The sequence below is a fragment of the Altererythrobacter rubellus genome, from assembly GCF_030284385.1.
Classification (GTDB): Bacteria; Pseudomonadota; Alphaproteobacteria; order Sphingomonadales; family Sphingomonadaceae; genus Erythrobacter; species Erythrobacter rubellus.
In genome coordinates this window covers 422,368-445,653 of the sequence record NZ_CP127221.1, presented here as the reverse complement: position 1 = coordinate 445,653, position 23,286 = coordinate 422,368, and the positions used below count along the sequence as shown (strand labels likewise).

Below are 23,286 nucleotides of genomic sequence, written 5' to 3'. Positions count from 1 at the left end.
TCAGATATTGTACTGTCCGGCCTTGTACATGGCGAGGTTGGCAGGATTGGTGAACCATTCGGCGGTCTCGCTTAGGCCGCGACGAAAGCCTTCGCCCCCGCCGTATTCGGGCTGCCAACCCGTCAGCTTAAGTGCCTTAGAGTATGATCCAAACAGCCGTTCAACTTCGCTCGCTTCAGGGCGCAATCGTTCGGCATCGCAAACGAACTCGACGTCAGCGCTCATCGCTTCAGCAATTAACACCGCAGTGTCGGCGATGGAAATCTCGAAATTGCTCGCGACATTGACAATCTGCCCGACCGCCGCATCGCTCTCCGCAACGCTCACGAAGCCGCGCACCGTGTCCTTCACGAAATTGAAGTCGCGCGTCGGGTGCGTTGCACCCAACTTGATCTCGCGCATCCCCGAGGCGATCTGGGTGATGATCGTTGGTATGACCGCGCGCGCCGACTGCCGGGGGCCGTAGGTATTGAACGGACGGATTACCGTAACCGGCGTCTCAAACGAACTGAAGAAGCTCAGCGCAATCTGATCGGCACCGATCTTGCTTGCCGAATAAGGCGACTGGCCCTGCAGCGGATGATCTTCCGTGATGGGCACGAAAAGCGCCGTACCATAGACTTCGCTAGTCGAAGTGTGCACCACGCGCTCAATGCCCAGCTCTCGCGCGGCCTGAACGATGTTCAGCGTGCCTTTGACGTTGGTGTCCACATAGGTGTCGGGCGAATGATAGCTGTAGGGGATAGCGATAAGCGCCGCGAGGTGTAGCACGACGTCGCAGCCGCGCATCGCCGCCTTCACGCCATAGGGATCGCGGATGTCACCGGCGATTACCTCGATTGACCGGCGCACTTCCGGCGAGGCATGATCTAGCCAGCCCCAGGTGTTGAAACTGTTGTAGAGGACAAATGCGCGGACATCGAATCCCTGCGCGACCAGATGCTCGACCAGATGCGACCCGATGAAGCCATCGGCACCGGTAACCAGGATTTTCTTCTTGGAAAGGTCCATTCCGGTCATCCTCCGGCGACGAGCTTCTGCCCGTCGCGTGCAGCCAAAATTCGCTCAAGTGGCCGGCCGGGAACATAGGCCAATATGTCGACCTCACCAGCTTCGCGGTGCATCGTTTTGCCCTCCAAGCGATAGCGGTCGCCCGTTGCCTCACAGTGCCACTCGCCCTCGCCCTCCAGCGGCAGCGGGATTTTATCGCCATAGGCTGACACCCAGCCGACTTGACGAGCGGGCGAACCGACCATCAGCGCCCATTCGCGGCAATCGGTCGTTACCACTGCGCCAGCCGCTATGAACGCCCCCCGGCCAATGTCGACGCCCGGCACCACCGTCGCATTCGCGCCGATCGTCGCGCCGGTGCGCACATAGGTTTTCGTGAACACATCGCGCCTAGTGATCCCAGCGCGGGGGTAATAGATATGGGTAAACACCATGAAGGGGGCACAGAAAACGAAATCCTCGAGGATGATGTTAGCGAAGACCGACACCGAATTGCCGATTCGGCAACCGTTTCCGACAACGGCATCGTTACCTATATAGACATTCTGGCCGAGATTATTGTTCTCGCCGATCGCCGCACCCGGCTCGACATGGCAGAAATGCCAGATTTTCGTGAAGTCGCCGATGATGGCGCCTTCGTCGACGACACTGCTTGGATGGATTTGGATGGTCAAATTCGAACCTCAACTTTTAGGCGTTGACGATGTGATCGGCTTTGTCTCGAAAGACGCCGCGCGTATCAACGATGAGTTTCGCATGCTGCCTTACGGTCTCGAAATTGATACGTTGGTGATTGGTCGCAACCAGCACACAATCATACGAAGCGAGCGCTTCGGCGCTTAGGGCAACACTGTCCAGATCGAAGAAATGCTCGCGCATTTTAGGGAAGCGTGCGACGTGCGGGTCGTGGTAGTCGATGACCGCGCCCAGATCACGCAACCGTTCCATGATGAATACCGAGGGCGACTCGCGAACATCGTCGACATTTGGTTTGTAGGCAATTCCGAGGACGAGGATCTTCGACCCGCGCACAGATTTAAAGCGGTTGTTCAGAGCAATTTTGATCTTGTCGACGACATAGTCCGGCATCGCGCTGTTTACTTCGCCTGCCAGCTCAATAAAGCGCGTACTCACGCCATACTCGCGCGCCTTCCACGTGAGGTAAAAGGGGTCGATTGGAATACAATGACCTCCGAGACCCGGCCCCGGATAATAAGGCACAAACCCGAAGGGCTTCGTCGCCGCCGCGTCGATCACCTCTCGAATGTTGATCCCCATCTTGTCAGCGACGACCTTCATCTCGTTGACGAGGCCGATGTTTACCGCGCGGTGAATATTTTCGAGTAGCTTGGTGAGTTCGGCGACCTGCGTCGAGCTGACCGGCACAACTTGGTCGATGACCTCACCATAGAGCGCGACGCCGGTAGCAAGGCAAGCCGGGGTCTCGCCGCCGCACACCTTGGGAATAGTGCGAGTGGTGAAGCCGGGGTTACCCGGATCTTCCCGCTCGGGTGAATAAACGAGAAAATAATCTACGCCCACAGTGAAGCCATGCGCAGAGATCCGCGTTGCCAGTTCCTCGGTGGTCGTCCCGGGGTACGTCGTGCTTTCAAGTGACATCATCTGACCGACACGAATATAGGGCATCAAGCTTTCCACCGTGTTGATCACATAGCTCAGGTCGGGCTCCCGAAATTTGTTTAGCGGCGTCGGCACGCACAGAATCAGGATGTCCACCTCTCTCGCACGCGCAAAATCATCGGTCGCTTCAAAACCACCAGCGCAGGCGCGCGCGAGACCATCACTTGGAATATGCTCGATCATGCTCCGCCCGGCGTTGAGCATCGCGACCTTCCGCGTATCGATATCAAACCCGACGACGCGAAAACCTACTTCATGGAAGCGCAGGACAAGCGGCAGCCCCACATAGCCGAGACCAACAATACCAACTACAGCTTTTTTGGCCTTGATCAGATCAATCAATCGATTGTGCATAAAAGTTCCATATCGTCCCGAGGTGCAGGCACAGGCCCGATCTACCCAGACCGAAATCAGTAATGGGCTCGCTCGTCAAAGATCAACCAAGGTTAGGGCTTAGTCTTGGCGCGCAATCTGTCCCGCACCGGCAGTTCAAACAGTCTGTAGCTGATGTAAGCACCGGTTATAGCTGTTCCGATGTACGCGCCCCACTGTACAAGCTGTGGCAATTGCAAAAGCCGTGTGACATCGTTTGCTATCCAATGTGTTAAGTAAAGAGAGTAGCTGATATCCCCAACTATCGGATATCCAACACCGCGCATCACGAGGCAAAATGCCTCACACGCTGCGAGGAGCCGCGAGGCATAATCAAAACTTCCTCATCTGATACAACTGCAATCGTATCGCGCATGCCAATGGTGCTCACGCGCGGACCGGTTGTCTTAATGAGATTACCAAAGCCATCCTTCACGCGCACTTCGCCAACAATAACATTGCCAGCCTCGTCCTTCTCGCCAATCTCAGCCAGGGCATCCCAGCTGCCAAGATCAGACCAGCCGCAAGACATCGGCACGACAGCAACCTTGTCTGATAATTCCATGACGGCGTAGTCGACAGAAATGGAGGGTGAGGTTTCGAATTTTTCAGCCTGAGGCGAGGTAATGTTGCGCCAAGATGAGGCGCGCTCAATGGCGGCCTTTGCGGCGGCAAAAACTTGCGGCTGATGCCGCTCAAGCTCCTCCAAAAAGACGCCAGACTTAAAAAGGAAGATGCCGGCATTCCAGCAATGCCCGCCCTCGTTAAGCATAGCGCGGGCGCGCGCATCGTCGGGCTTTTCAATAAAGGCCTCTACATCAAATGCGCCAGGTGCGCTGCCTAATGCTTCGCCTGCGCGAATGTAGCCAAAGCCTGTGTCAGGGCCTGTTGGCTCAATGCCGAAGGTGACCAAGTGCCCGCTTATCGCCACTGGCAGTGCGCGCTTTAAGGCTGCAAGAAAGGCGTCATTATCTCGGATGACATGGTCGCTTGGCATTACGAGAAGAAGCGCATCTTCCCCTGCATAAAAGGCGCCTAAGGCAATGGCAGGCGCGGTATTGCGCGCGCAGGGCTCTAAAATAATCGAGGCAGTTTTTTCGCCAGCCTCAGAGATGGCTGTCCTTAAGTGGGCCTCGTGCGAGGCAGTGCCAAGCACAATCGGCGAGGTGAACATGCTCTCATCGTTAACGCGCTGGATCGTCTGAGCGATCATCGTGCCTTCGCCGTGAAGATTGAGGAATTGCTTGGGTCGCTCTGGCGTTGAGAGGGGCCACAGGCGCGTGTCCGCACCCCCAGAGAGTATGAGAGGCGTTATAAGTTCAGTCACTTGGATAGACCCTTAGCCTTACGCCCTGCGCTGCTATCCGCGAGCTCGCCTTCGAGGGCTGCTATTTCTCGGGACAAGTCTTCGTATTCTTCAAGTTTGCGCGCCAAGAAGCGGCGCGTAAGTTCAGCCTTTTGAGCCATGCCTTGAGGCGTTAGAATATAGGCGTAGCGCCGCTTGTCTTTGCTGGCGCTAAAATTACCGAATTTTATGAGACCCATCTCTAATAGGGCATTAAGGAGGTAGTGCACACTGCCTGTACTAATCCCCACAGCTTGCGACAGCTCGCGCTGCGTGACCTCAGGATTTTCTGCAATCAAGCGCAAGACACGCGTTTTGGCGTCCTCCTGCATGAGTTGCCGCGAGTTTGTCACGGCATCATACCCTTCGATTTATCGGTTTGGCGCGCAATTAAGGCAGGCTGCCGCACGGCATAAGAAGCGCATTGCTCCTGACGCAGGTTTTGGTAGGGCTTTTGCAATCGCATTTGCATTGCTCAATTTTGAGCAATAGACTCGGCCTGATCAATTGCAACAATTTTATCAAAAATGAAATGATAGTGCTTGCAGGCGAGAGTTCTTTGAGGTTTAGGCCGGCTCTTAATGGCGAGAAATTAAAGGACACGGGTAGGCAATGGAAGGGCCAAGGCACCAAGATTGGTTTGCTGCAAAGGCAAAGCCCAATGCGACGCGCATTGCGGCGCGCAATCTTGAGGCGCAGGGCTTTCATATCTTCATGCCAATGGAGCGATATACGCAGAGAAGAGGCGGGCGCTTCGTCGAGGCACTCAGACCCTATTTTGCGGGATACTTCTTTGTTGGCGCAGATGCATCCTCAAGCCCTTGGCGCGCGATTAGGTCGACGCATGGCGTGGCGCAGTTGGTGAGCTTTGGAGGCACGCCTCAGCAGGTCGATGCGCGTTTAATTCAAGAGATACAGTCAAATTGTGTGGAGGGCGTCGTCACATCGCCGCACGTTGCATATAAGGTAGGCGAGGCTGTAAGAGTGGCACAAGGCGCCTTTGTGGGCTTTATCGGAAGATTTGAGGGACTGGCCCCCAATGAAAGGGCGTGGCTTCTGCTTGACATCATGGGGCAAGCAACGCGCGTCAAAATGCCGCTTGATGGCGTGAGGCGGGCGAGCAGCCTGTGAGCAGGCTTGCTCCACTGCACCCAGGGGCATTGCTGTGGCGCATTGCCCTTGTTGGCGCGGTAAGCGGCTGCGTGACGCTTGCGCTTATGCCCAAGCCCCCTCTCCTGCCGGGAAATCCAAGTGACGTCTTACTCCATGCCGCGGCGTTTATTAGTCTTGCCTTAGCCTCGCGCCTGGCATTTCCTTACGCGCGCGCCGCAACAATTATCCTCGCCCTCTTAGCACTTGGCGCGGGCATCGAGTGCGCGCAGGCCTGGCCCTTGCTTGGGCGCGATGCGAGCCTACAGGACTTGGCTGTCGATGTTATTGCGGCCACGATAGGCGTCATTTTAATTGACGCGATATTGTCGCTCAAGTCTGGAAGGGCCAAGGGCTCATGAGGAGAAACCCGCTCAATTTAGCAACAGCCCAAACTGGGTCCGCCTTATCCAACATAGAACAGGTCGCATTTTACGTCTCTGCAGGAGTTGTGATACCTGCGGTGTCCTGGTCTGCTATTCGCGGCATACCACTTGATACTTCGGCAAACCTGCTGTGGCTTTCCCAGATCCTACTTGCCAATCTGGCGGCCTGGTTCGTGATCGCAAAATTGCGCAGCTATTCTCGCGCGCGGATTTTATCCTATGTCCTGCCCGTCAACTCAATCGCCTTTGGCGCAGTGATAAGCGCGAATGCCTTCTTGAGGACAAGTATTCCTTGGAGCCTGCTCCTTATTTGCGCGGCAAGCTCACTGGCCATCAGCTATCTCGTGACAGCAAGAATACGCCACGCCAATCCAAAAATGAGGCACTTTGTCGTGCCGGGAGGCAATGTTGGCCGCCTCCTAAAGCAAGCCGGCTTTTTGAGTTTGGGGTCGCCCAGGGAACTCGACGATCTGATCGAGAGCAAACTCATCAGCGGGTCCATCGTGGCAGACCTGCACCACGAGCAAGGCGATGAGTGGGCGCGCCTCCTCGCCAAGGCAGCCCTTAGAGGTGTCCCCGTCTACCACTACCGCCTGATTGAAGAGGCAATTACGGGCGAGGTGCGGATCAGTCATTTGCGTGAAAATGAATTAGGCTCGCTCATACCCAACATACCCTACCGGTTGGCAAAGAGAGTCATCGATGTCGCGTCTGTGATTGCGCTCGCGCCATTCTTATTGCCGGCCCTTAGCCTGATCGCCTTGCTAATCAAATTGGACGGGCGGGGGCCAATTTTATTTTATCAGAAGCGGCTTGGTCATCGCGGCGAATATTTTAAGATGGTCAAGTTCAGAACCATGCACGAGAGGTCTGTAGAAGACAGTGATGATGCTCGCCGATTAGATGCAGTGACGCGCGATGGTGATGACAGGATCACGCGCGTGGGGCGTTTTTTAAGAAAGACCCGCCTCGATGAATTGCCGCAGGCGTGGAATATCCTCAAGGGCGAGATGAGCTGGATTGGTCCGCGCCCTGAGGCCTCTGAGCTCGCGAATTGGTACGAAGAGCAAATACCCTTCTACGCCTATCGGCATATCGTGCGCCCAGGAATTACGGGCTGGGCACAGGTCAATCAGGGGCATGTAGCTGATGTCGATGAAGTGCACGCCAAGCTCAGGCTTGACTTCTATTATATTAAAAACCTGTCCCTGTGGCTGGACCTGCTCATCGCGCTTAAGACAATCAGAGTGGTTTTAGGTGGGATCGGGGCGAAGTGAGGCGCCATTAAATCTGGCTCTGCGCCGCCTTACTTTTACGAAAGCCAAATTTTTGCCAAGGCGCAGTCACTGCAATCGCCTGGCTCTCAAGGCGCTTGCCATTTAGGCTTCGTCGATCAGTTTCCAGCGGCGTTTAGCGACACGGATCATGGGCCTGCCGCAGGAGCGGCAAGCAGACGTGTAGGTGTCTTTATGCTTCCTAATTTTTGAGCCGCTGCGCTTGTGTATACCCCTCGGGCAGAGCGCTATCAGGCCCCAAATTTTGACAAGAAAGTTTATCATCGCGTCGGTTAGCTATATCTTCAAATAGGGCGTTGGTGATTATTTTTGCCTGGCTGCAGTTAGAAGTGGAAGAGGCGCAGGTCCAGACCCCATGCGCATATTTATTGCACGGGCGCTTGCCTAGCGGCTCGCGCAAAAACAACCTCGCCCTCAAGCCGCAGCCAATATGAGGGGGAGCTTGGGTGGCTCTTGACTAATTTCGCTTACGCACTTAGCCGGCGCATTACTTTTTTCGAGATTTTTGGATTTTACCTAATGATATCACGCCTTTTTGCGACAGCGGCAGTCCTTTCTTTAGCGGTGGGCCCGGTTCTTGCGCAGGTGGCTAATGAGCCAGCTGCACCCGAGGCAGCTGTGCAAGAGGAGGGCGAAAGCGGATTTCGCGACCTGCTGCTTCCCATTGCAGGCGCTGTGGGTCTAGCCGCCACCATCTTTATCGCCCTTGATGGCGACGATGACGATGATGACGACGATTATGATGACGATGACGACCCCGTAAGCTCTTAAGGCTCTTGGTCTTGATCGCAAAACAAGGGGGCTGGCCGGCTTAAAGGCTGCCCCCCTTTTGTAGCCTGCCCCCTTTTTAGCCTGATTGAGCGGTTTATTAATTAAATCGTCATAACCAAGGTCTATGGACGCTTACGGTGTAAACCTTTTTGCGGCCAGCAAGTCATTAACGGGGGTGCCGTCCCAGAATGTGCTTGCATTGCAGCAAAAGGGTTGTACTGTTTCATTTATGAGAAGAATCGCTTTTTGAGGAATTTGAAAATGGTAAAGAAATTTTTTGCAGCAGCAGCGGTTCTTTCGCTCGCTATTACGCCAGCGATGGCGGAAATCTCTACTGCTCGGGCGATAGCACCTGCAGAAGATGAAAACGAACTGGCTGGCATCTCCACAGTCCTGATTCTCGTGGGAGCAGCCGCTGTTGCAGGCATCATCATTGCCGTAACAGATGATGATGAGCCAGTAAGTCCGTAAGCCTTACGGATTTTATTGAAAGAGGGGCGGGCCTTGCGAGGCGCCGCCCTTTTTCTTTGAACCCGCGCCTCGAAGACAGTCCTCGAACCGACGCCTTAAAGGGTGAGGGGTTCTGATAGAAATTCGTGTCAAAGCAGGTTGACCTTCGCCGGCGCGGCTGCCAAAAAATTTGAGGCGCGCAGGAAGGGCTTCATGGCCTTTAAAAATGCGTTTTTTCAGATGATTTATGGGCTGATATATCGGGCGACTAAATTTTAAGTGTCGAAGTCAGGATCTCGTAGTGTCAGGCGCACCTATTCGCTTCTCAATCTGAGAGATTGGAGCATCCCCCTTGGCGTGCTCACGGTACTCTTAGTGCTCATTTTCGTTACGGGCGGAACGTCTCGCTATGACACGCCGCACATTATGCTTTTGCGCCCCGCGGCAATTCTGGCGGCGGGCTTTGCGCTAATAAACTTTACCTCAGAGCATTGGCGCGCCTATCGCCCCCTTCTGCTTTTAGCGCTCGCCTCGCTGGTACTTACAGCGCTTCACCTTATGCCCCTGCCTCCTGGGGTTTGGCAGTCGCTTCCTGGCCGCGAGATTATCGCCGAGATAGATCAGGTTGCGGGGCTTGAAGGCCAGTGGCGTCCCTTAAGCATGTTTCCTGAGGGGACATGGAATGCGCTTTACGCGATGAGCGTTCCATTAGCCGCGCTTCTTCTTGCCGTGCAGCTTAATGAGAAGGATCGAGTGCGACTTCTCGCGCTCGTTATTTTGCTTTGCCTTGTCAGCGGTATGGTTGGGGTATTGCAGGCGGCCGGCACAGATGTGCGCTTTTATAGAGTGTCCTCAGAAACGGCAGGGCTATTTGCCAATCGCAATCATCAGGCAGCGATGCTAGGGGCAATGTTCCCTATGATCGCAGCGCTCGCGCTTTGCGCCAGCGCTTATACCAAGCATACAAGGCCTGTCCGCCTAGTCGCGGCCACAGGAATGATAGCGCTCGTTCCGCTCATTATGGTGACGGGCTCAAGGATGGGCCTTGTCGTCGGCCTTATAGGGTTCTCTTGCCTTATCTTTATGCGTTTCTCGAGGGATGCAGGCGGCAAGGGTTTTGCGCTTAGCGGCGCAATGCAGGCGGGCGCAGGCGCGCTTATTGCAGCTGGCATGGCGGCAGGATCGGTCTTTTTGGCACGCGACAAGGCGTTAGACAGGATGGCTGCGGGCACCGAAAATGAGCTGCGCATGCCGGTGTGGGAGAGTATGCTTGAATTTATCCCTCAATATATGCCCTGGGGTTCGGGGATAGGCTCTTTTGTGCCAATCTATCAAATACACGAGCCGCCCAAACTTCTTATCCCAGGCTATTTCAATCAGGCGCATAATGACTGGATAGATATTGCGCTGACGTCAGGCATACCGGGCGCTGTGCTGGCGTTGGCTGCGCTCATTATGTTCGCGCTTGGCGCCAAGTCTGCCCTTGCGGCACGCGGCGTCGCAGGCCATTTGCGCAAGTGCGGCATCATCGTCATTCTTGTGCTGGCCTTTGCCAGTCTCAGCGACTATCCCTTGCGCACCCCAATCCTTTCAGCCCTATTCGCCATTGCTGCGGTATGGGCTTGGAGCCCGGAAACGGACAACACTCACAAAAGAAAGCCAGAAGCTTCATGAAGCTGACTATTTTCCTCAAATTTGCGCTGGCGCCGCTTGCTATTGCCCTTAGCGGCTGCGCGTCGACGTCTACGGATATTGGCGGCGCGCCGGGACTGGAAGTGGTTGAAGGCAATGCCTTGCCTGAGCCCACGGTGGCGGATCTTTCTGCCAATGAGAGGGCCTATAGAGTGGGGCCATTTGACGTTCTTAATATCGACGTCTTTGGCAGCGAGGAGCTTTCCAAAAAGGAAATACAGGTTGACGCAAGCGGGCGGCTTACCTTCCCCCTTATTGGCACACTCGAGGTGGCAGGCAAAACGCCAGGCGAAGTGGGCGAGATGATGGCTGACCGCTTCCGCGGACGGTTCATCAAAGACCCGCAAATAACCGTCAATCTGAAAGAGATTTTCAGTCAGACCGTCACCATCAGCGGGGAAGTTAAAAGGGCGGGCGTCTATCCAATCGTTGGCCGGATGACGCTTATGACAGCGATTGCGTCCGCGGAAGGCTGGACAGAATTTTCCAAGAAGGGTGAGGTCGTGGTCTTACGCACAGTGGGCGACCAGGACTATGCTGCACTTTACGACGTGCGCGCGATTGAGAAGGGCCAGTATGGCGACCCGGAAATTTTCGCGAGTGACATCGTTATTGTAGGCGATTCAAACAGCAGGCGGATTTTCCGTGACTTCCTGGCAGCGACGCCGCTCCTGGCGCCGGCCGTTCTGCTCCTCGACAGCAACCGTTAGGCGGCAAAAGACATGGCTTCTCAGGTAATGAATGAATTTGAAAGCGACGGCTACCGCGACCCGCGCGGGAGTAATTTGCAGGGGCATGACGAAGACGAGGGCTTCCAGCTTCCGCCGATACTAATACAGTATTGGCACACGGTTGTGCGGTGGCGCTGGCTGATGGCTGGTATCGTTGCGGCTTGCGTCATTCTCGGCGTGACTGTCACCTTGCTGATGGCCCCACTTTATACCGCTTCAACGCAGCTTCAGATAGACAGGCAGCAAAAACAGATCACCAATGTCGATGGCCTGGAGGCAGAATTGCCGGGCCAGGACATGGAGTTTTATGCGACGCAATATGAGCTCCTAGAGGCAAGGCCGCTCGCCGAGCGCGTCGCATCAGAGCTAAATTTATATGACAATGCAGCCTTTCTTGAGGCGCACGGCATTAATCCCGACATTCTCGAACAGGAAGACGAAGGCAAAAGCACAGCGCAAATGGACGAGGAGCGCCGGCGCTTAGTCGTCCAAGTCCTGCGCAACAATGTCGAGATCGCGCCAATTAGAATGTCGAAGCTCGTTGATATCAATTACACAAGCCGCGATCCTGAGCTATCCTCGCGGATAGCCAATAAATGGGCCTCGGCCTTTGTTGATCTCAGCATGGAAAGAGAGTTTGCCTCAACAGCTGACGCGCGCGATTTTCTTGAAGAACGGCTAGCAACGCTTAAGGAGCGCCTGGAAGATTCAGAAAAGCAAGTGGTTGTCTACGGGTCTCAGACAGGCATTGTCACGCTTGACCAAATCCGCGACCCTAATGGCAGAGCAATAGCCAATCGCACTTTGACAGGCGCGAGCCTTGAGCAGTTGGCTCGCGAGCTTAACGAGGCGACAACGGCAAGAATTGCTGCGCAGTCTCGCCTTAACTCTACAGGCGAAAATACTGCGGAGGCGGTGGGCAGCGCGACGCTCTCCAATCTCAAGCAGCAGCGCACGCAGGCTGCGGCAGAATATGCGCGTCTCTCCGTCCAGTTCGCGCCTGAATTTCCGGCAGTCATCGAACTCAAAGAGCAAGTCGATGCAATCGATAGCGCGATTGCCGAAGAGACGGCGCGCATTTCTTCAACGCGTACGCAGCAGTATCGAGAGGCCTTGGAGCGCGAGCAAAAACTCAAGGCTGAAGTCGCGGGTCTAAAACAAGAGCTAGATACGCAAAACAGAGCGAATATTCAGTACGCCAACTTCCAGCGTGAGGCGGATACGAACCGCGAGCTCTATGACGCGCTGCTGCAGCGCTATAAGGAAATCGGTGTTGCGGGGACGGTTGGTATTAATAATATCGCGGTCGTCGAGCCCGCAATTGCACCTGACAAGCCATCGTCGCCTGTCCTCATTATCAATCTCGCTATATCTTTACTGCTTGGCTTTGGCCTTGCAGGCGCGACAGCCTTCGCGCTGGAGCAGATTGACGAAGGCGTGCGAGAGCCGGGGCAAGTTGAGGCCCTGCTTAAATTGCCGCTACTTGGCATCACGCCCAAAGTGGAAGAAGATGACGTCTTTGTGGAGCTGCAGGACATCAAGTCCAATTACTACGATGCCTATTTCTCAATTAGGTCGAGCCTGGCTTTCTCAACCAATCACGGCTTCCCCAAATCGCTGGCGGTGACAAGTACGAGGCCGGGTGAGGGCAAGTCATCAAGCGCGATGGCCCTGGCAACTGTCCTGGGGCGCACCGGCAAGCGGGTTTTGCTGGTAGATGCAGATTTGAGGTCCCCGTCCATTCACGCCTTTTTTGAGAAGACAAATGAGAAGGGCTTCAGCAATTATCTAGCAGGAGATGGGGACTGGTCGACGCTGGTGCAGGAAACTAGCAGCCCTAACCTATCTATCATCGCAGCGGGACCCGTGCCGCCAAGCGCAGCTGAATTACTAAGCGGCGACAGGCTAGCGCAATTTGTTACAGAAGGCCTCGCGCAGTTTGATCATATCGTAATCGATAGTCCGCCCGTTCTTGGCATGACGGATGCTCCCCTCATCGCAAGCGCGGTCGAGGGCGTTGTATATGTCGTCCAGTCTGCGGGCGCTGCTGTCCGTGGCATCAGGGCTTCGGTCAAGCGGATTAAAATGGTCAACGCACATATCTTTGGCGTTGTCCTCAGCAAGGTTGGCAGTGGATCGAGTGGCTACGGCTATGGCTACGGCTACGGCTACGGCTATGGCTATGGCTATGGCTATGGCAAGCGCTACGGTGAAGAGCACGCAGAGGCGCGTGGATAGTGTTGATGGGGCTGTCTCGCATAGCAAAAATTCAGCTACTTGGGCTGATTTCGCTTTTTGCTGCGTGGCAATCCTACCAGTTTGCACTCTCAGCCAACCTGAGGGTGTCTGATCCAGAGTTAGCTCTTCAGCGCGATCCAGATGACGCCATCGCTCTTGCAAAAGTTGTAAAAAATAAAAGCCGGGAAGCTGAAGAGTATGTCTCTGACGCAGCGGATACGAGCCGCGCAATACAAAGCCTGATCGGCAACCCTTTAAGCCGCTCCTCCTTGAGGATCATCGGCATGAATGAGAGTTCGGCGGGTGATGCGCAGAAGGCGTTTGCAGCGATGTCGCTCGCTAGCAAGGTGTCGCGGCGCGACACAACGGCTCAAGTTTGGCTGCTAGAGCGCGCGGCGGCTGACAATGATTTCGAAGCCATTCTTCGTCACTATGATGCAGCCATGTCGGTCACGCCTGAGCTTGGCCCCGTACTGCAGCCGGTAATGGTTGATGCTTTACAATATCAAGATGTCCGAGACGCCATGGTGGGTTACGTCAATCGCCAGGCGCGCTGGATGCCAGGCTTTCTCAATCTAGCCTCGCGCGAAGCGGCCCTGGAGGATGTCATTGACCTCACGGCTCCAATCGCAGTTGCGCTGTCTGCCGAAGAATATGAAAAAAGCATTGCCCGCATCATATACCGTGCTGCTCAGGATGGAGACTGGGAGGGGGCTATGGATTATGCCGAGGCAGTGTGGGCTGACTTTGACGCAGGCGCCTTTTCTGAAAGCGCGCCAAATAAGACCACCTTAGACAAGCGGCTTGGTCTTCTTGCCTGGGAGTTGTTTGAGGATAATGGCATACAAGCCTCACTCGACATGAACGGCGGCGTACAGGTCACAATTCGTCCACTGGCGCGCGGGACAGTCGTACGGCGGCACATTCCAGTGAAGGGCGGTCAAACCTATACATTGACGCAGCGGGTGAATTTTGATGGCGCAAGCGGCGCACGCCTTGCTTGGCGCGGGGATTGTGTAACCACCACCGCATCAAGCAGGGTGTGGGAGCAAACACTGCCGTCCGCTGCGCGGATGACGACTTACCGGTCATCCTTAAACATACCGGAAGATTGTAGCATTCTAGCTATAAGCCTGGAGGGAAATGGCGCAGATGGGCAGCAGAATGTTTACGCCAAATTTGACGAGATCAGCTTCGAAAGCTAGCATTCGATGGGTCAAAGATGTTTTCGCGAGCGCTTTTATGAATTTGGTTAATTTGCTTGTGGCGCTACGCCGCCTGCCGCCTTTAGGAACTTTGACCGGAGATGAGGAGCGTCTGCTTTTTGAACTAAAAGCGCTGGAGGATAGCGAAGAGACTTTGACTGTCTCGCATGTTTACGACTTGCTCGAAGGCAAGTCTGGGTCCACTTCGTATCGCATCCTAACGAGCCTTAAGGAAAAAGGGCTAGTCTCCATTTCGAGTGACCCAAACGACGGTCGCAAGCGATTTATTTCCTTTACTCCGAGTGCAGAAGCCGTCTTTAGCGCCTTGGGTAGTCCATGACTTTTCATTAACCGGGGCTCTATGGTCTAGGTAGATTGATCCGATCATTATTGATTGAAGAGGATCTAATTTGCATTTTGTTAAGCGCTTTTTTTGGGTTCCCAATGACCATCGCCCCCTGAGCTACAAGCAAATAGTCTCATTCGGTTTCGTGTTTTTTCTGATGCACCTAGCCATGGTCGTTTCGCTAACGACGATCGATAGTTACGAGTTCGCGATTAGTGGGAATACCTGGTTCTTTTACCCACCTGCGTTCGTAAGACTGGCTGCCTTCTTGGTATTGGGCTTTTGGTCTGTGCCCTTCATCTTTTTAGCGCAAATAGTGATTAATCCATTCGCTTTAGGCTGGATCGATCACTTTCTGCTCGCTTCATTCACAGCTATTGGCGCGCCGGTGGGGGTCTCTATTATGGCTCGCGCGGTTTCGCTAAGCGGTGATTTAGCAAATTTGAACGGATCGCGCCTTTTGATGCTTTCTCTAGCCGCCGCCTTCTTTAACGCGCTTGCCATAAGAAGTGCGCTTTTAATCGCTGGCGCCAATCAAGATCTTGCCCCCAGCCTATTTGCCACCATTGTTGGCGACACTTTAGGGGCTTGGGTTGTGATTTATATCATTAAGATTGGGCTTACCTGGGCCTCATACAAGCGCCAAAGGTAACGCACTCAAATTGTAAGAATGCAGGCCTCATCTTTTTAAATGTAGAATGATTTTCATTGCATATTTGAAAAGTTGTTTTACGCTTCGGGGATGCTGCTTAGAAAGCTTTTGTTTTGCCCGGCTGGACGGCACAGGCCGAATAGAAATAAGGCCAAGCATGATGGTTTGTCCTGGGCTGCTCCGTGCAAGGACTGCGGTGCGAAGCTCGTTAAATCAGTGCGAACAGGCAAGTGGGACCAAATTCCTAGCTAAAAAACTGAAGCCCTTTGGGCGGGCTCAACTTCAAGCCATGACACGAAATTAGGCGGCCTTTCATCCCGCTCAGATTACCTATACTATACGGTTATGAGGATCTTAGTCACCGGCTCCGCTGGGTTCATCGGCTTCCATCTGAGCGAGGCCCTGCTGCAGGCGGGCCACCGTGTCGTTGGATATGACGGCATGACGTCGTATTACGACGTGGCGCTCAAAAAGCGCCGCCACCAATTGCTATCGCAGCACGAGCATTTTCGCCGTGAAGAGAATATGCTCGAAGACTATGGCCGTTTACGTGCCATCGCGCTTGAGGAAAAGCCGGAGGTCATCGTACACCTCGCTGCTCAAGCTGGGGTCAGATATAGTCTAGAGAACCCGCGAGCCTATGTGGACGCTAATCTGCTCGGCGCATTCAACGTGATGGAGGTGGCGCGAGAGCTGGAAGTTAAACACCTGCTCATGGCCTCAACCAGCTCTGTCTACGGCGCCAACGAGAAAATCCCTTTCGCGGAAACTGACAAAGCAGATGCCCCGATGACGCTTTATGCGGCGACCAAGAAAGCAAACGAAGCGATGGCACATAGCTACGCGCATTTGCATGGCATCCCGACCACCATGTTTCGCTTCTTTACAGTCTACGGGCCGTGGGGCAGGCCAGACATGGCTTTCTTCAAATTCACCAAAGGGGTTCTCGAGGGCGCACCTATAGAGGTCTACAACAAAGGCGATATGTATCGTGACTTCACTTACGTAACCGATCTGGTTCGCGGCATAGAATTGCTGATCGATCAGCCGCCCGAGGCCCCTGACGCACGCAGCCGAGCAATTGAAGGCGACAGCCTATCCCCTAATGCGCCCCACCGTGTGGTAAATATCGGCAATGGCAACAAAGTCAGGCTGGTCGATTTCATTGAAGCGATCGAGACGGCTTGTGGGCGCACGGCCATCAAAAATTTCATGCCCATGCAAAAGGGTGACGTGCCGGCGACCTGGGCGGATAATTCGCTTCTTCGCACCTTAACCGGCTATGCCCCTCAAACCGATGTGCGAGAAGGCGTGCAGAAGTTTGTCGATTGGTATCGCGAGTATTATTCAGTCTAAGCTCGGGTCGGTGCGACTAGGTAGTCACCCGGTAAAGACCACTGCCAGCCAGTGTCACGCGGCACACTATTTGGGCGATCGTAGGATAAGCGCATAGGACAAAAATATTATTTGGAGTGCACGGATATGGCCACAATAGAGCTCAGAGGCAAAAGAGCCTAACCGCGAGCAGATTTATAGATCACCAATTGGAATATCGCTGCAAGACGCCAATCCGCCTCTCATTCTCATTAGCCAAGCAACGCACCTTGATCATTTCCCGCTGATTTGGATCGGTCTCGGCCTCCTTCGAGCTCAAGTCACACCGGGCATCGCGCTGCCTAACCCACAAGGATTGTTGGGCCGATAACTTATCGCGAGCGACCTCATCCAATTCCGCCCAGAGATCGTTCAAGGCATTCTTGGAAACGGCCAAGCGATACCTTTCCTCGGCCAAGGTTGCACTCAATACAGCTCCGCGCGCGTCGAGCACCTCTTTCTCATAGGCCTCGCGCCGCGCCTTCTGAGCCTCAACGGGTGCGAGCACAATTGGCGCACCCTCAACCAATCTAATCAAACCCCCAATACGCCCCGCATCCCGGGCAGAAAGATCAGCATCAATAACCCGCACTGGTTCGCTATCGGAGATAGCATAGAAAATCGGCAGAGAAGTAATTTGAGACACAGCCGGCAGTGAAAGATCATATTCTAGCGACAAAGCATCCGCCAAACCTTCAAGGGCCTCTGTTCCAGGCACCCCGGGCCGCACGTCAATTGAAGCCCAGCACAAGATCTCACCATTTTCCGATACGCCCCGCTCCGTGACCTCTTTGATAATTATTTCTACGTTGTTGTCAGAGAAGTTTGCTCGGCCTGATAAGTTAGAGAGCGATGAAAGCGCATCACTAAACTGAGGTCTAAGGTCTTCATCTGCAATCGATGACGCATGGCGGGTAATATCGATCAGGCGCGCAACGCCATCGGGGGTGGTATCCCGCGCAAGGGCAGTTTGCGTTACAAAGCCGCGAAAAGCGTCGCGACCCGCTTCGGAGCCGCATGTCTTCGTTGCGAGTTCCTGGGCCGATTGTTCAGTACACGAGGAGATAAAAATTGAGGCGCCAAGAAGAATACCAGCGCCTAAAGGTCTCCACGCGAACAATAGCTGTTTGATCGGGCTCGCCCGGGTGTTGGATTGCGGCATCCGCGTTCCGCCTCAATAATTGTATCCATACTCTGGATCTGCGTCATTCCACTTAACGTCGACGGTATCTATTTTCTCAAAGACGCTTGGAACGACCTCGCCGACGACACCAGTATATTCGAATATGACCAAATCCTTGCCCAGGTTATCCTTACCCCGCAGAATTCGAGAGTAAGATGAGGGCTCTACATAAACATTGCGCAGCGGCAGGAATTGCTCTGCGCCACCCAGCTCGCCAGAGTAACCAAACTCAAAGATGATGCTGGAAGTCTTGTCTACCGCGGATTTTAGAACGTCGAAATCTGCGGGCTTCAATTCGCCTTCCTCATCGCGGGCCAGAGCGCCCAGAGCCTTATAAAAAAGATTATTACCCCGGTAGTAGATGATAATGTCGAATGCGATTTTATCAGTCGAGCCTTGATAAATCTTTTCTGTCTCGCCCCAGATTGAGGAGTCTGCCACGGGGACACGAACATATTCTTCACCCCCAACCAGTTTGTAGACATCCAGGTCGCGAACCAAAACTGAAGGCAAATCGTCGCGATTCTCGTATCGACCGTCGATGGCAGGCTCTCCGCCAGAGCAGGCAGCAAGACCGCCAAGACCGATTAAACTAATGAAAAGGCGTCCCTTGTTACCTTTGTTCACCCTTACCTCCATCCTTTTAATTTCTTTTGGCTTCGGCCGTCTTGGCGGTGGGATCCGAGTCTACCAAGGCCGTCAAAGAAAAGTCTATATCAAAAATGAGAAGGTCGTCGGATGGTTCCCGAGCCCCCCCCTTGTCCATCTCGCAGAAAAACATGGCGTGTATAATCAGCCGCCGCCTAGGCCATTCACCCTATCGGCCGGGCTATAATTTTTCGTGCTGAAGCACGGCCAGAATTTTATGGGGCAGCGAAACCTTGCTTTTTTTAGAGGAGGTCAGCCGTTATTTAGCTCCTCAGGCGCGCCCTCTAAATTCTCAGGAACTAACCCTGGCAAAGGCGCCTCGTTTTCTTCGCCTGGTAGGGCCTGCTGCCTTTCATGCTCAAGCCGCTCAAGATATTCACGCTCGATTTGCTCGACGCGATCCTGCTCGGCGGCCGCGTCAACATCGATGTTCGAGAGCCGGTCCTGGCGCGCCTGTTCAATCAGCTGGCTGAATCGCACCCGCGTGCTCGCCTCTTTATCGGCGTAGGCTGCATCGATCATTTGCTGCGTGCACCCGGTGAACCCTCCCGCGCCGGCGGGGCTGCAAGACATGGCGCCAAAGGCGCCGATCATCTTGAACCGTTCGACACGTTCAGCCCAAGGTGTATTTTCGGGACTGGAGCTGGTGCGCAGATTGGAGGGGATACGATAGCGCTCGGCCTCAACCAAAATCTGGCAGACGACTATCTCTTCATCATTGGATGGCTCGGGGCATTCATTCTCGTCATAAGCGATGACCATATTAACCCGGTCGCCCGCCTCATCCTGCGCGGCAGCTGGGCTGGTGGCGAAAGCCATGCCCGCAAAGCCGATTGTACATAGAGTAGCCAGACGTTTCATATCGCTCAGTCCTTCATCGTATTCGTACCGAGAGTTACAGCTCGGTTCAGTTGAATAGCATATGAAGCGCGTGCGCGCGCCTTGATCACGATCAAATACGCTCAGCCAACTTTATCGCAGCCCGGCAGCCCAGCCTTATTGCGCCGGAAAGCAATGGATAGGCCGGTGCTTTCTCCGCGCCATATTTCAGTGCGGTGTCGCGATGCTCGCGCTCTTCTTCGCGGAACTGATGGATCATTTCCGCAAGCTCGGGATCTTTGCCGCTTTCCGCCAGCCGATCGAGCTGTTCCGAATAATGCTTGTCGATCTCTTCTTCGACCGCAGCTGTACAGGCCATGGCCGCTTCGGGACCGAGCAGTGCCGTGCCCGCGCCCAATGCATAGCCCGCCACCGACCAAAACGGCTGCAAGGCAGTCGGGCGGACACCTCGCTCTGCCATCAGCGCGTCAAACTTCTCGCGATGAACTTTTTCCTGCTCGGCCATATGGACGATTTCCTGAGCATGCGGCCCACGCTCGCCCATTACCGCCAGCTGCCCTTCATAGATCCGCGTCGCGCCGAACTCGCCGGCCTGGTCAACGCGGATCATGCAATCAAGTTCATCCTTGGTCATACGCTCTATTTAGGCCTTCTTGTTGCTCTTTGCCATAAGCGACCAGACCAGCACTGCGGTTCCGCACGACACGATAAAATTCCAGCCAGCAAGCGAGATGCCGAACAGATCCCATGGCGCCGCATCACACCGGATGATGGGCGCATTCATGATCGCTTCCATCGGATCAACATCGGTCGGGACTGCGCTCGAGCAAGCACTCAACCCTTCCCACCAGCCATACTCGACTCCGGCATGGAAACCCCCGATCGCGCCAGAAACGAAAATCGCAAGTCCCGCCAATGCGATCCACAGCCGATGCGGCGGCGCAAGGAATGAAAAAAATGCAAGGCCCAGTGCTACAAAATGCGGATAGCGCTGCCACCAGCACATTTCGCACGGATAAAGCCCGAATCCATATTGCGACAGATACGCACCGCCCAAAAGAAGCGCAGGCACACTTAACGCCAAGTGCTGCGCAAAAATCTCGCCCGGCTTTTCCGCTTCCAGATGGTTCATGAAGAGCGCGCTAGCTCAATTAATTGCGCAACGCCACAGTGTTGCGCAAAGCCACCGTCGCGCGCGTCGTGCGACGCAAGGTTTCCAGCGCATAATGCAGCTGGAAGTCTTTCACGCCTTGCTCTTCAAGCTCTGCTGCGGTCAGCTGGAAACGCGGATCATCGATTGTATCGACTTCAAGCTTGGCATCTTCAACGCCCAGATCATTGACGAGGTGCCCGCGCAAATCGCTCTCGCGCAAGAGATATTTATTGCGTTTTTCCAGATCCGGATCGGACAGTTGCGGAACCTTGATGTCAGGCGTGATGCCGCCTTCCTGAACCGACTTTCCGGCCGGCGTATAATAGCGCGCCGTTGTCAGCTTGATGGCGGAATCACGACCCAGGGGCAGAAGCGATTGCACGCTGCCTTTGCCGAAACTGCGCTCACCCATCACCAAAGCGCGGCGATGATCCTGCAGCGCGCCCGCTACAATCTCTGAAGCTGATGCAGAACCTGCATCGATCAGTACGATCAAGGGCATGTCGGAAGCGATCTCGCCGATATACTTCTGCGCTTCGCGGCGCGGCAGGTGGCGATAGTTGATCAGCTCGTCCGCATCGTAATGGACGCTCTCACCGCGAGCGCGACCACGTTGGGACACGATCCGGCCTTCGGACAGGAACAGGTCTGACAATCCCACGGCTTCATCAAGCGACCCCCCGGGGTTGGAGCGCAAGTCAAGGATCAGACCTGACATCTTGCCCGTGGCCTCGCTTTGCAAAGCTTCCCATGCGGCATAGACATCACGGCCCACATTTGTGCTGAATTCATTGACAGAGATCACGCCGATATTGCCGCTCTGGAGCTCGTAGGTCACAGGCTCCAACTCGATAACGCCGCGCGTCACGGAAACCTCGATCGGCTCGTCGCGTCCCGGGCGGAAGATAGTGAGTTCAATCGACGTGCCCTCTGCGCCGCGCATCCGCGCAACCGATGTATCAAGATCATTGCCGTAGATCAGCTCGCCATCGAGATGGGTGATGAAGTCACCTGCCTTGATGCCCGCCTTGTCAGCCGGGCTGCCCTTGAACGGCGAAACGACTTTGACCGCGCCTTCATCAAGTACGACCGAAAGGCCAAGCCCCGAATAGTTTCCGTCGATCATGGTTGTCAGGCGTTGCAGCGCGCTGCCATCGACATAGGCAGAATGCGGATCAAGCGAACCGAGCATGCCGTTGATTGCGCCGCGGATAAGCTGGTCATCCTCAACTTCTTCGACATAGTTGGCTTTGACCTGCTGATATGCTGCAAAAAGCTTGGCAAACTGCGGGCCTGCACGCCCGTCAATCTGCGCCATTCCGGCAGTGGTAGCCGGGATCAATGCCACAGCTGTAACCAGAGCGGCGCTGCGCAGCAGATCAGCAATTCTCATCGGTATTGTCTCCAATATTATCGCTCTGTTCTATCGCGCAGCGCAGCTGAACGCCAGATGATGATATCGATCCGTCCCGCAATGGTTCGTTCCAATGGCCAAAACTATTCTGAAAGCGGGCGTACAACGCCGGTCCTCCAGGAATTTCTTATAGCAAACTCAGAGGGTTAATCGGCTCTCCGCGCTCGCGCAGTTCAAAAGAAATCTCTGGCTGCCTAAGTGCCGCAGTGCCGATTGGCGCGCCGCCAATCACCTGCACACCGGTGTTTACGCTGGTTTGTGCCAGTCCGGTTATCAGGCTGGTCCAGCCATTTTCGTGCTCGATAATCACGATTCGCCCGAATCCACGATATACGCCGGCAAAGGACACCCGCCCTAATGCCGGCGCAACTATTTGTGCGCCGCTTGCGGGCGCAATGGTAATGCCATTGCTTCGTATTCCCGCGTCACCTTCTTCACCGAAGCCTGTGATCGTCCGTCCGTGAACCGGAAGCTGGAATTGAGCAGGTGGTGACGTTTCCTGCGCGCGCGGCGTCGCGTTAGTGGTGGGCATCACACGAGAGGCCTCGGGACGTGCGGGCCGCATGATCGGCCCGGCAAGCGTTGCGAGTTCTTCTCTGACCAATCCAGCGCGATCGAGCTCGCCGACCAGTTGATCCAGGTCTCGCGCTTGCTCTGCCAAAGCCAAGGCGCGTTGCGCTTCTCGGCGCGCCAGCGCGCTGTTGCTGCGCGAAGCCTCTTGCTGTTGCCGCATTAGTGCCGCGAGCTCGTTGCGGCGGTTCTGCAGATCGGTCTCGCTTGCCTGAAGCTCGGCGAGCGAGCGAGCAGCTTCACTCTCGAGCGCGCGGCCTTGTTCCACTTCACTGTGTAGGCTGGCGGTTTGCTCGCGGATCTGTGGCAAGGTTGTCTCGAGAACAGCGCGTACGTAGACTGTGTCGCGCAGTGACCCTGGTTGCAGCGCCGACAACACAATGGGCCTGCGTGCCATGTTCTGGATCGCTGCGGTCAATCTAACCAGCGGCTGTTGCCGCTTGGCCAACCGCGCATCGAGCACAGCGCGCTGATCCGCGAGAATCGCAAGTTGCGCAGACGCTGCGAGAATATCCGCTTCACTTTGCTGTATCTGCGCAGCCAGCGCCGCGCTTTCCTTCGCCAGCCGGTCAATTTCTGCGGTCGCAAGGCTTGCTTCCTGACTGAATTTCACGGCCCGTTGCTGAGCGAACTCTGCGGTGGCTTGAGCGCGTTCAAGCGCCTGTCGCGCATCCTCTGTACTGCCGAATCCCTCGACCGATGCCGTGGCCGCGCTGATATTCAGCGATTCTTGTGCCGCCAATGCGCCCCAGCCGATGGTGATTGCGCCTGCTCCAACGAGCAGCAGCTTCGTAAGGTTGGGGCTATCAGCGGGCATGCC

The 23,286-nt window shown here is 55.0% G+C and carries 23 protein-coding genes; 11 read left to right on the top strand and 12 right to left on the bottom strand.

What is annotated here, in order from left to right:
- From QQX03_RS02150 to QQX03_RS02130, 5 genes are all read right to left on the bottom strand, one after another.
- Positions 1 to 1,020 (bottom strand): NAD-dependent 4,6-dehydratase LegB, encoded by a 1,020-nt coding sequence (locus QQX03_RS02150; RefSeq protein WP_285976243.1) that lies wholly within the window; start codon positions 1,018 to 1,020, stop codon positions 1 to 3.
- Entirely contained in the window at positions 1,017 to 1,685 is a 669-nt protein-coding gene (locus QQX03_RS02145) for an N-acetyltransferase (protein ID WP_285976242.1), read from the bottom strand. The genes QQX03_RS02150 and QQX03_RS02145 overlap by 4 nt, the downstream gene beginning before the upstream one ends.
- Before the next feature lie 16 nt (positions 1,686 to 1,701).
- The gene (locus tag QQX03_RS02140; RefSeq protein WP_285976241.1) at positions 1,702 to 2,994 is read right to left on the bottom strand and encodes a nucleotide sugar dehydrogenase; all 1,293 of its coding nucleotides are present in this window, start codon (positions 2,992 to 2,994) and stop codon (positions 1,702 to 1,704) included.
- A gap of 316 nt (positions 2,995 to 3,310) precedes the next feature.
- Positions 3,311 to 4,351, bottom strand: coding sequence for a mannose-1-phosphate guanylyltransferase (locus QQX03_RS02135; protein WP_285976240.1), 1,041 nt, complete (start codon positions 4,349 to 4,351; stop codon positions 3,311 to 3,313).
- A complete protein-coding gene (locus QQX03_RS02130; RefSeq protein ID WP_285976239.1) occupies positions 4,348 to 4,722 on the bottom strand; it encodes a MarR family EPS-associated transcriptional regulator in 375 nt (124 codons plus the stop codon). Before QQX03_RS02130 ends, QQX03_RS02135 begins: the two co-directional genes overlap by 4 nt.
- Positions 4,723 to 4,981: 259 nt before the next feature.
- Here QQX03_RS02130 and nusG point away from each other — a divergent pair, with 259 nt between their 5' ends.
- The 11 genes from nusG (at position 4,982) to QQX03_RS02075 (ending at position 16,640) form a co-directional block, all read left to right on the top strand.
- Entirely contained in the window at positions 4,982 to 5,500 is a 519-nt protein-coding gene (nusG, locus tag QQX03_RS02125; protein WP_285976238.1) for a transcription termination/antitermination protein NusG, read from the top strand.
- Positions 5,501 to 5,981: 481 nt separating this feature from the next.
- Positions 5,982 to 7,181: a sugar transferase gene (locus QQX03_RS02120; RefSeq protein ID WP_285976237.1), complete on the top strand. Its 1,200-nt coding sequence runs from the start codon at positions 5,982 to 5,984 to the stop codon at positions 7,179 to 7,181.
- A gap of 537 nt (positions 7,182 to 7,718) precedes the next feature.
- Positions 7,719 to 7,970: a hypothetical protein gene (locus QQX03_RS02115; protein ID WP_285976236.1), complete on the top strand. Its 252-nt coding sequence runs from the start codon at positions 7,719 to 7,721 to the stop codon at positions 7,968 to 7,970.
- Positions 7,971 to 8,231: 261 nt separating this feature from the next.
- The gene (locus tag QQX03_RS02110; protein WP_285976235.1) at positions 8,232 to 8,441 is read left to right on the top strand and encodes a hypothetical protein; all 210 of its coding nucleotides are present in this window, start codon (positions 8,232 to 8,234) and stop codon (positions 8,439 to 8,441) included.
- A gap of 405 nt (positions 8,442 to 8,846) precedes the next feature.
- On the top strand, positions 8,847 to 10,094 hold the full coding sequence (locus tag QQX03_RS11485; RefSeq protein WP_349665857.1) for an O-antigen ligase family protein: 1,248 nt from the start codon (positions 8,847 to 8,849) through the stop codon (positions 10,092 to 10,094).
- Positions 10,091 to 10,822, top strand: a complete 732-nt coding sequence (locus QQX03_RS02100) for a polysaccharide biosynthesis/export family protein (protein ID WP_285976234.1) — start codon at positions 10,091 to 10,093, stop codon at positions 10,820 to 10,822. Before QQX03_RS11485 ends, QQX03_RS02100 begins: the two co-directional genes overlap by 4 nt.
- A gap of 12 nt (positions 10,823 to 10,834) precedes the next feature.
- Positions 10,835 to 13,081, top strand: coding sequence for a GumC family protein (locus QQX03_RS02095; RefSeq protein WP_285976233.1), 2,247 nt, complete (start codon positions 10,835 to 10,837; stop codon positions 13,079 to 13,081).
- 284 nt (positions 13,082 to 13,365) lie between these two features.
- Positions 13,366 to 14,286 carry a hypothetical protein gene (locus tag QQX03_RS02090; RefSeq protein WP_285976232.1) on the top strand — a complete coding sequence of 307 codons (921 nt, stop codon included), beginning with the start codon at positions 13,366 to 13,368 and terminating at the stop codon, positions 14,284 to 14,286.
- A gap of 37 nt (positions 14,287 to 14,323) precedes the next feature.
- Positions 14,324 to 14,626, top strand: a complete 303-nt coding sequence (locus QQX03_RS02085) for a winged helix DNA-binding protein (RefSeq protein WP_285976231.1) — start codon at positions 14,324 to 14,326, stop codon at positions 14,624 to 14,626.
- A 70-nt stretch (positions 14,627 to 14,696) separates the two neighbouring features.
- Positions 14,697 to 15,284, top strand: a complete 588-nt coding sequence (locus QQX03_RS02080) for a hypothetical protein (RefSeq protein WP_285976230.1) — start codon at positions 14,697 to 14,699, stop codon at positions 15,282 to 15,284.
- A gap of 345 nt (positions 15,285 to 15,629) precedes the next feature.
- Positions 15,630 to 16,640: an NAD-dependent epimerase/dehydratase family protein gene (locus tag QQX03_RS02075; protein ID WP_285976229.1), complete on the top strand. Its 1,011-nt coding sequence runs from the start codon at positions 15,630 to 15,632 to the stop codon at positions 16,638 to 16,640.
- Positions 16,641 to 16,821: 181 nt separating this feature from the next.
- Here QQX03_RS02075 and QQX03_RS02070 read toward each other — a convergent pair whose 3' ends face one another.
- The 7 genes from QQX03_RS02070 to QQX03_RS02040 all read right to left on the bottom strand — a co-directional run bounded on the left by QQX03_RS02070 (position 16,822) and on the right by QQX03_RS02040 (position 23,283).
- Complete coding sequence (locus QQX03_RS02070) at positions 16,822 to 17,820, bottom strand: lysozyme inhibitor LprI family protein (RefSeq protein WP_285976228.1); 999 nt, start codon at positions 17,818 to 17,820, stop codon at positions 16,822 to 16,824.
- 12 nt (positions 17,821 to 17,832) lie between these two features.
- Positions 17,833 to 18,468, bottom strand: coding sequence for a hypothetical protein (locus QQX03_RS02065; protein ID WP_285976227.1), 636 nt, complete (start codon positions 18,466 to 18,468; stop codon positions 17,833 to 17,835).
- A 273-nt stretch (positions 18,469 to 18,741) separates the two neighbouring features.
- The gene (locus tag QQX03_RS02060) at positions 18,742 to 19,350 is read right to left on the bottom strand and encodes a hypothetical protein (protein WP_285976226.1); all 609 of its coding nucleotides are present in this window, start codon (positions 19,348 to 19,350) and stop codon (positions 18,742 to 18,744) included.
- A 91-nt stretch (positions 19,351 to 19,441) separates the two neighbouring features.
- Positions 19,442 to 19,963: a demethoxyubiquinone hydroxylase family protein gene (locus tag QQX03_RS02055; RefSeq protein ID WP_285976225.1), complete on the bottom strand. Its 522-nt coding sequence runs from the start codon at positions 19,961 to 19,963 to the stop codon at positions 19,442 to 19,444.
- Between the two features lie 9 nt (positions 19,964 to 19,972).
- Positions 19,973 to 20,461 (bottom strand): disulfide bond formation protein B, encoded by a 489-nt coding sequence (locus QQX03_RS02050; protein WP_285976224.1) that lies wholly within the window; start codon positions 20,459 to 20,461, stop codon positions 19,973 to 19,975.
- Positions 20,462 to 20,480: 19 nt separating this feature from the next.
- Positions 20,481 to 21,875, bottom strand: a complete 1,395-nt coding sequence (locus tag QQX03_RS02045) for a S41 family peptidase (RefSeq protein ID WP_285976223.1) — start codon at positions 21,873 to 21,875, stop codon at positions 20,481 to 20,483.
- A gap of 148 nt (positions 21,876 to 22,023) precedes the next feature.
- On the bottom strand, positions 22,024 to 23,283 hold the full coding sequence (locus tag QQX03_RS02040) for a murein hydrolase activator EnvC family protein (protein WP_285976222.1): 1,260 nt from the start codon (positions 23,281 to 23,283) through the stop codon (positions 22,024 to 22,026).
- Positions 23,284 to 23,286 lie beyond the last annotated feature (3 nt).

Excerpts from the sequence above, each read along its gene's own strand:
- QQX03_RS02150 (WP_285976243.1), bottom strand. The coding sequence starts at position 1,020 with ATGACCGGAATGGACCTTTCCAAGAAGAAAATCCTGGTTACCGGTGCC.
- nusG (WP_285976238.1), top strand. The coding sequence starts at position 4,982 with ATGGAAGGGCCAAGGCACCAAGATTGGTTTGCTGCAAAGGCAAAGCCC.
- QQX03_RS02115 (WP_285976236.1), top strand. The coding sequence starts at position 7,719 with ATGATATCACGCCTTTTTGCGACAGCGGCAGTCCTTTCTTTAGCGGTG.
- QQX03_RS02110 (WP_285976235.1), top strand. The coding sequence starts at position 8,232 with ATGGTAAAGAAATTTTTTGCAGCAGCAGCGGTTCTTTCGCTCGCTATT.
- QQX03_RS11485 (WP_349665857.1), top strand. The coding sequence starts at position 8,847 with ATGCTTTTGCGCCCCGCGGCAATTCTGGCGGCGGGCTTTGCGCTAATA.
- QQX03_RS02100 (WP_285976234.1), top strand. The coding sequence starts at position 10,091 with ATGAAGCTGACTATTTTCCTCAAATTTGCGCTGGCGCCGCTTGCTATT.
- QQX03_RS02095 (WP_285976233.1), top strand. The coding sequence starts at position 10,835 with ATGGCTTCTCAGGTAATGAATGAATTTGAAAGCGACGGCTACCGCGAC.
- QQX03_RS02090 (WP_285976232.1), top strand. The coding sequence starts at position 13,366 with ATGAATGAGAGTTCGGCGGGTGATGCGCAGAAGGCGTTTGCAGCGATG.
- QQX03_RS02085 (WP_285976231.1), top strand. The coding sequence starts at position 14,324 with ATGAATTTGGTTAATTTGCTTGTGGCGCTACGCCGCCTGCCGCCTTTA.
- QQX03_RS02075 (WP_285976229.1), top strand. The coding sequence starts at position 15,630 with ATGAGGATCTTAGTCACCGGCTCCGCTGGGTTCATCGGCTTCCATCTG.
- QQX03_RS02070 (WP_285976228.1), bottom strand. The coding sequence starts at position 17,820 with ATGCCGCAATCCAACACCCGGGCGAGCCCGATCAAACAGCTATTGTTC.
- QQX03_RS02060 (WP_285976226.1), bottom strand. The coding sequence starts at position 19,350 with ATGAAACGTCTGGCTACTCTATGTACAATCGGCTTTGCGGGCATGGCT.
- QQX03_RS02055 (WP_285976225.1), bottom strand. The coding sequence starts at position 19,963 with ATGACCAAGGATGAACTTGATTGCATGATCCGCGTTGACCAGGCCGGC.
- QQX03_RS02050 (WP_285976224.1), bottom strand. The coding sequence starts at position 20,461 with ATGAACCATCTGGAAGCGGAAAAGCCGGGCGAGATTTTTGCGCAGCAC.
- QQX03_RS02045 (WP_285976223.1), bottom strand. The coding sequence starts at position 21,875 with ATGAGAATTGCTGATCTGCTGCGCAGCGCCGCTCTGGTTACAGCTGTG.
- QQX03_RS02040 (WP_285976222.1), bottom strand. The coding sequence starts at position 23,283 with ATGCCCGCTGATAGCCCCAACCTTACGAAGCTGCTGCTCGTTGGAGCA.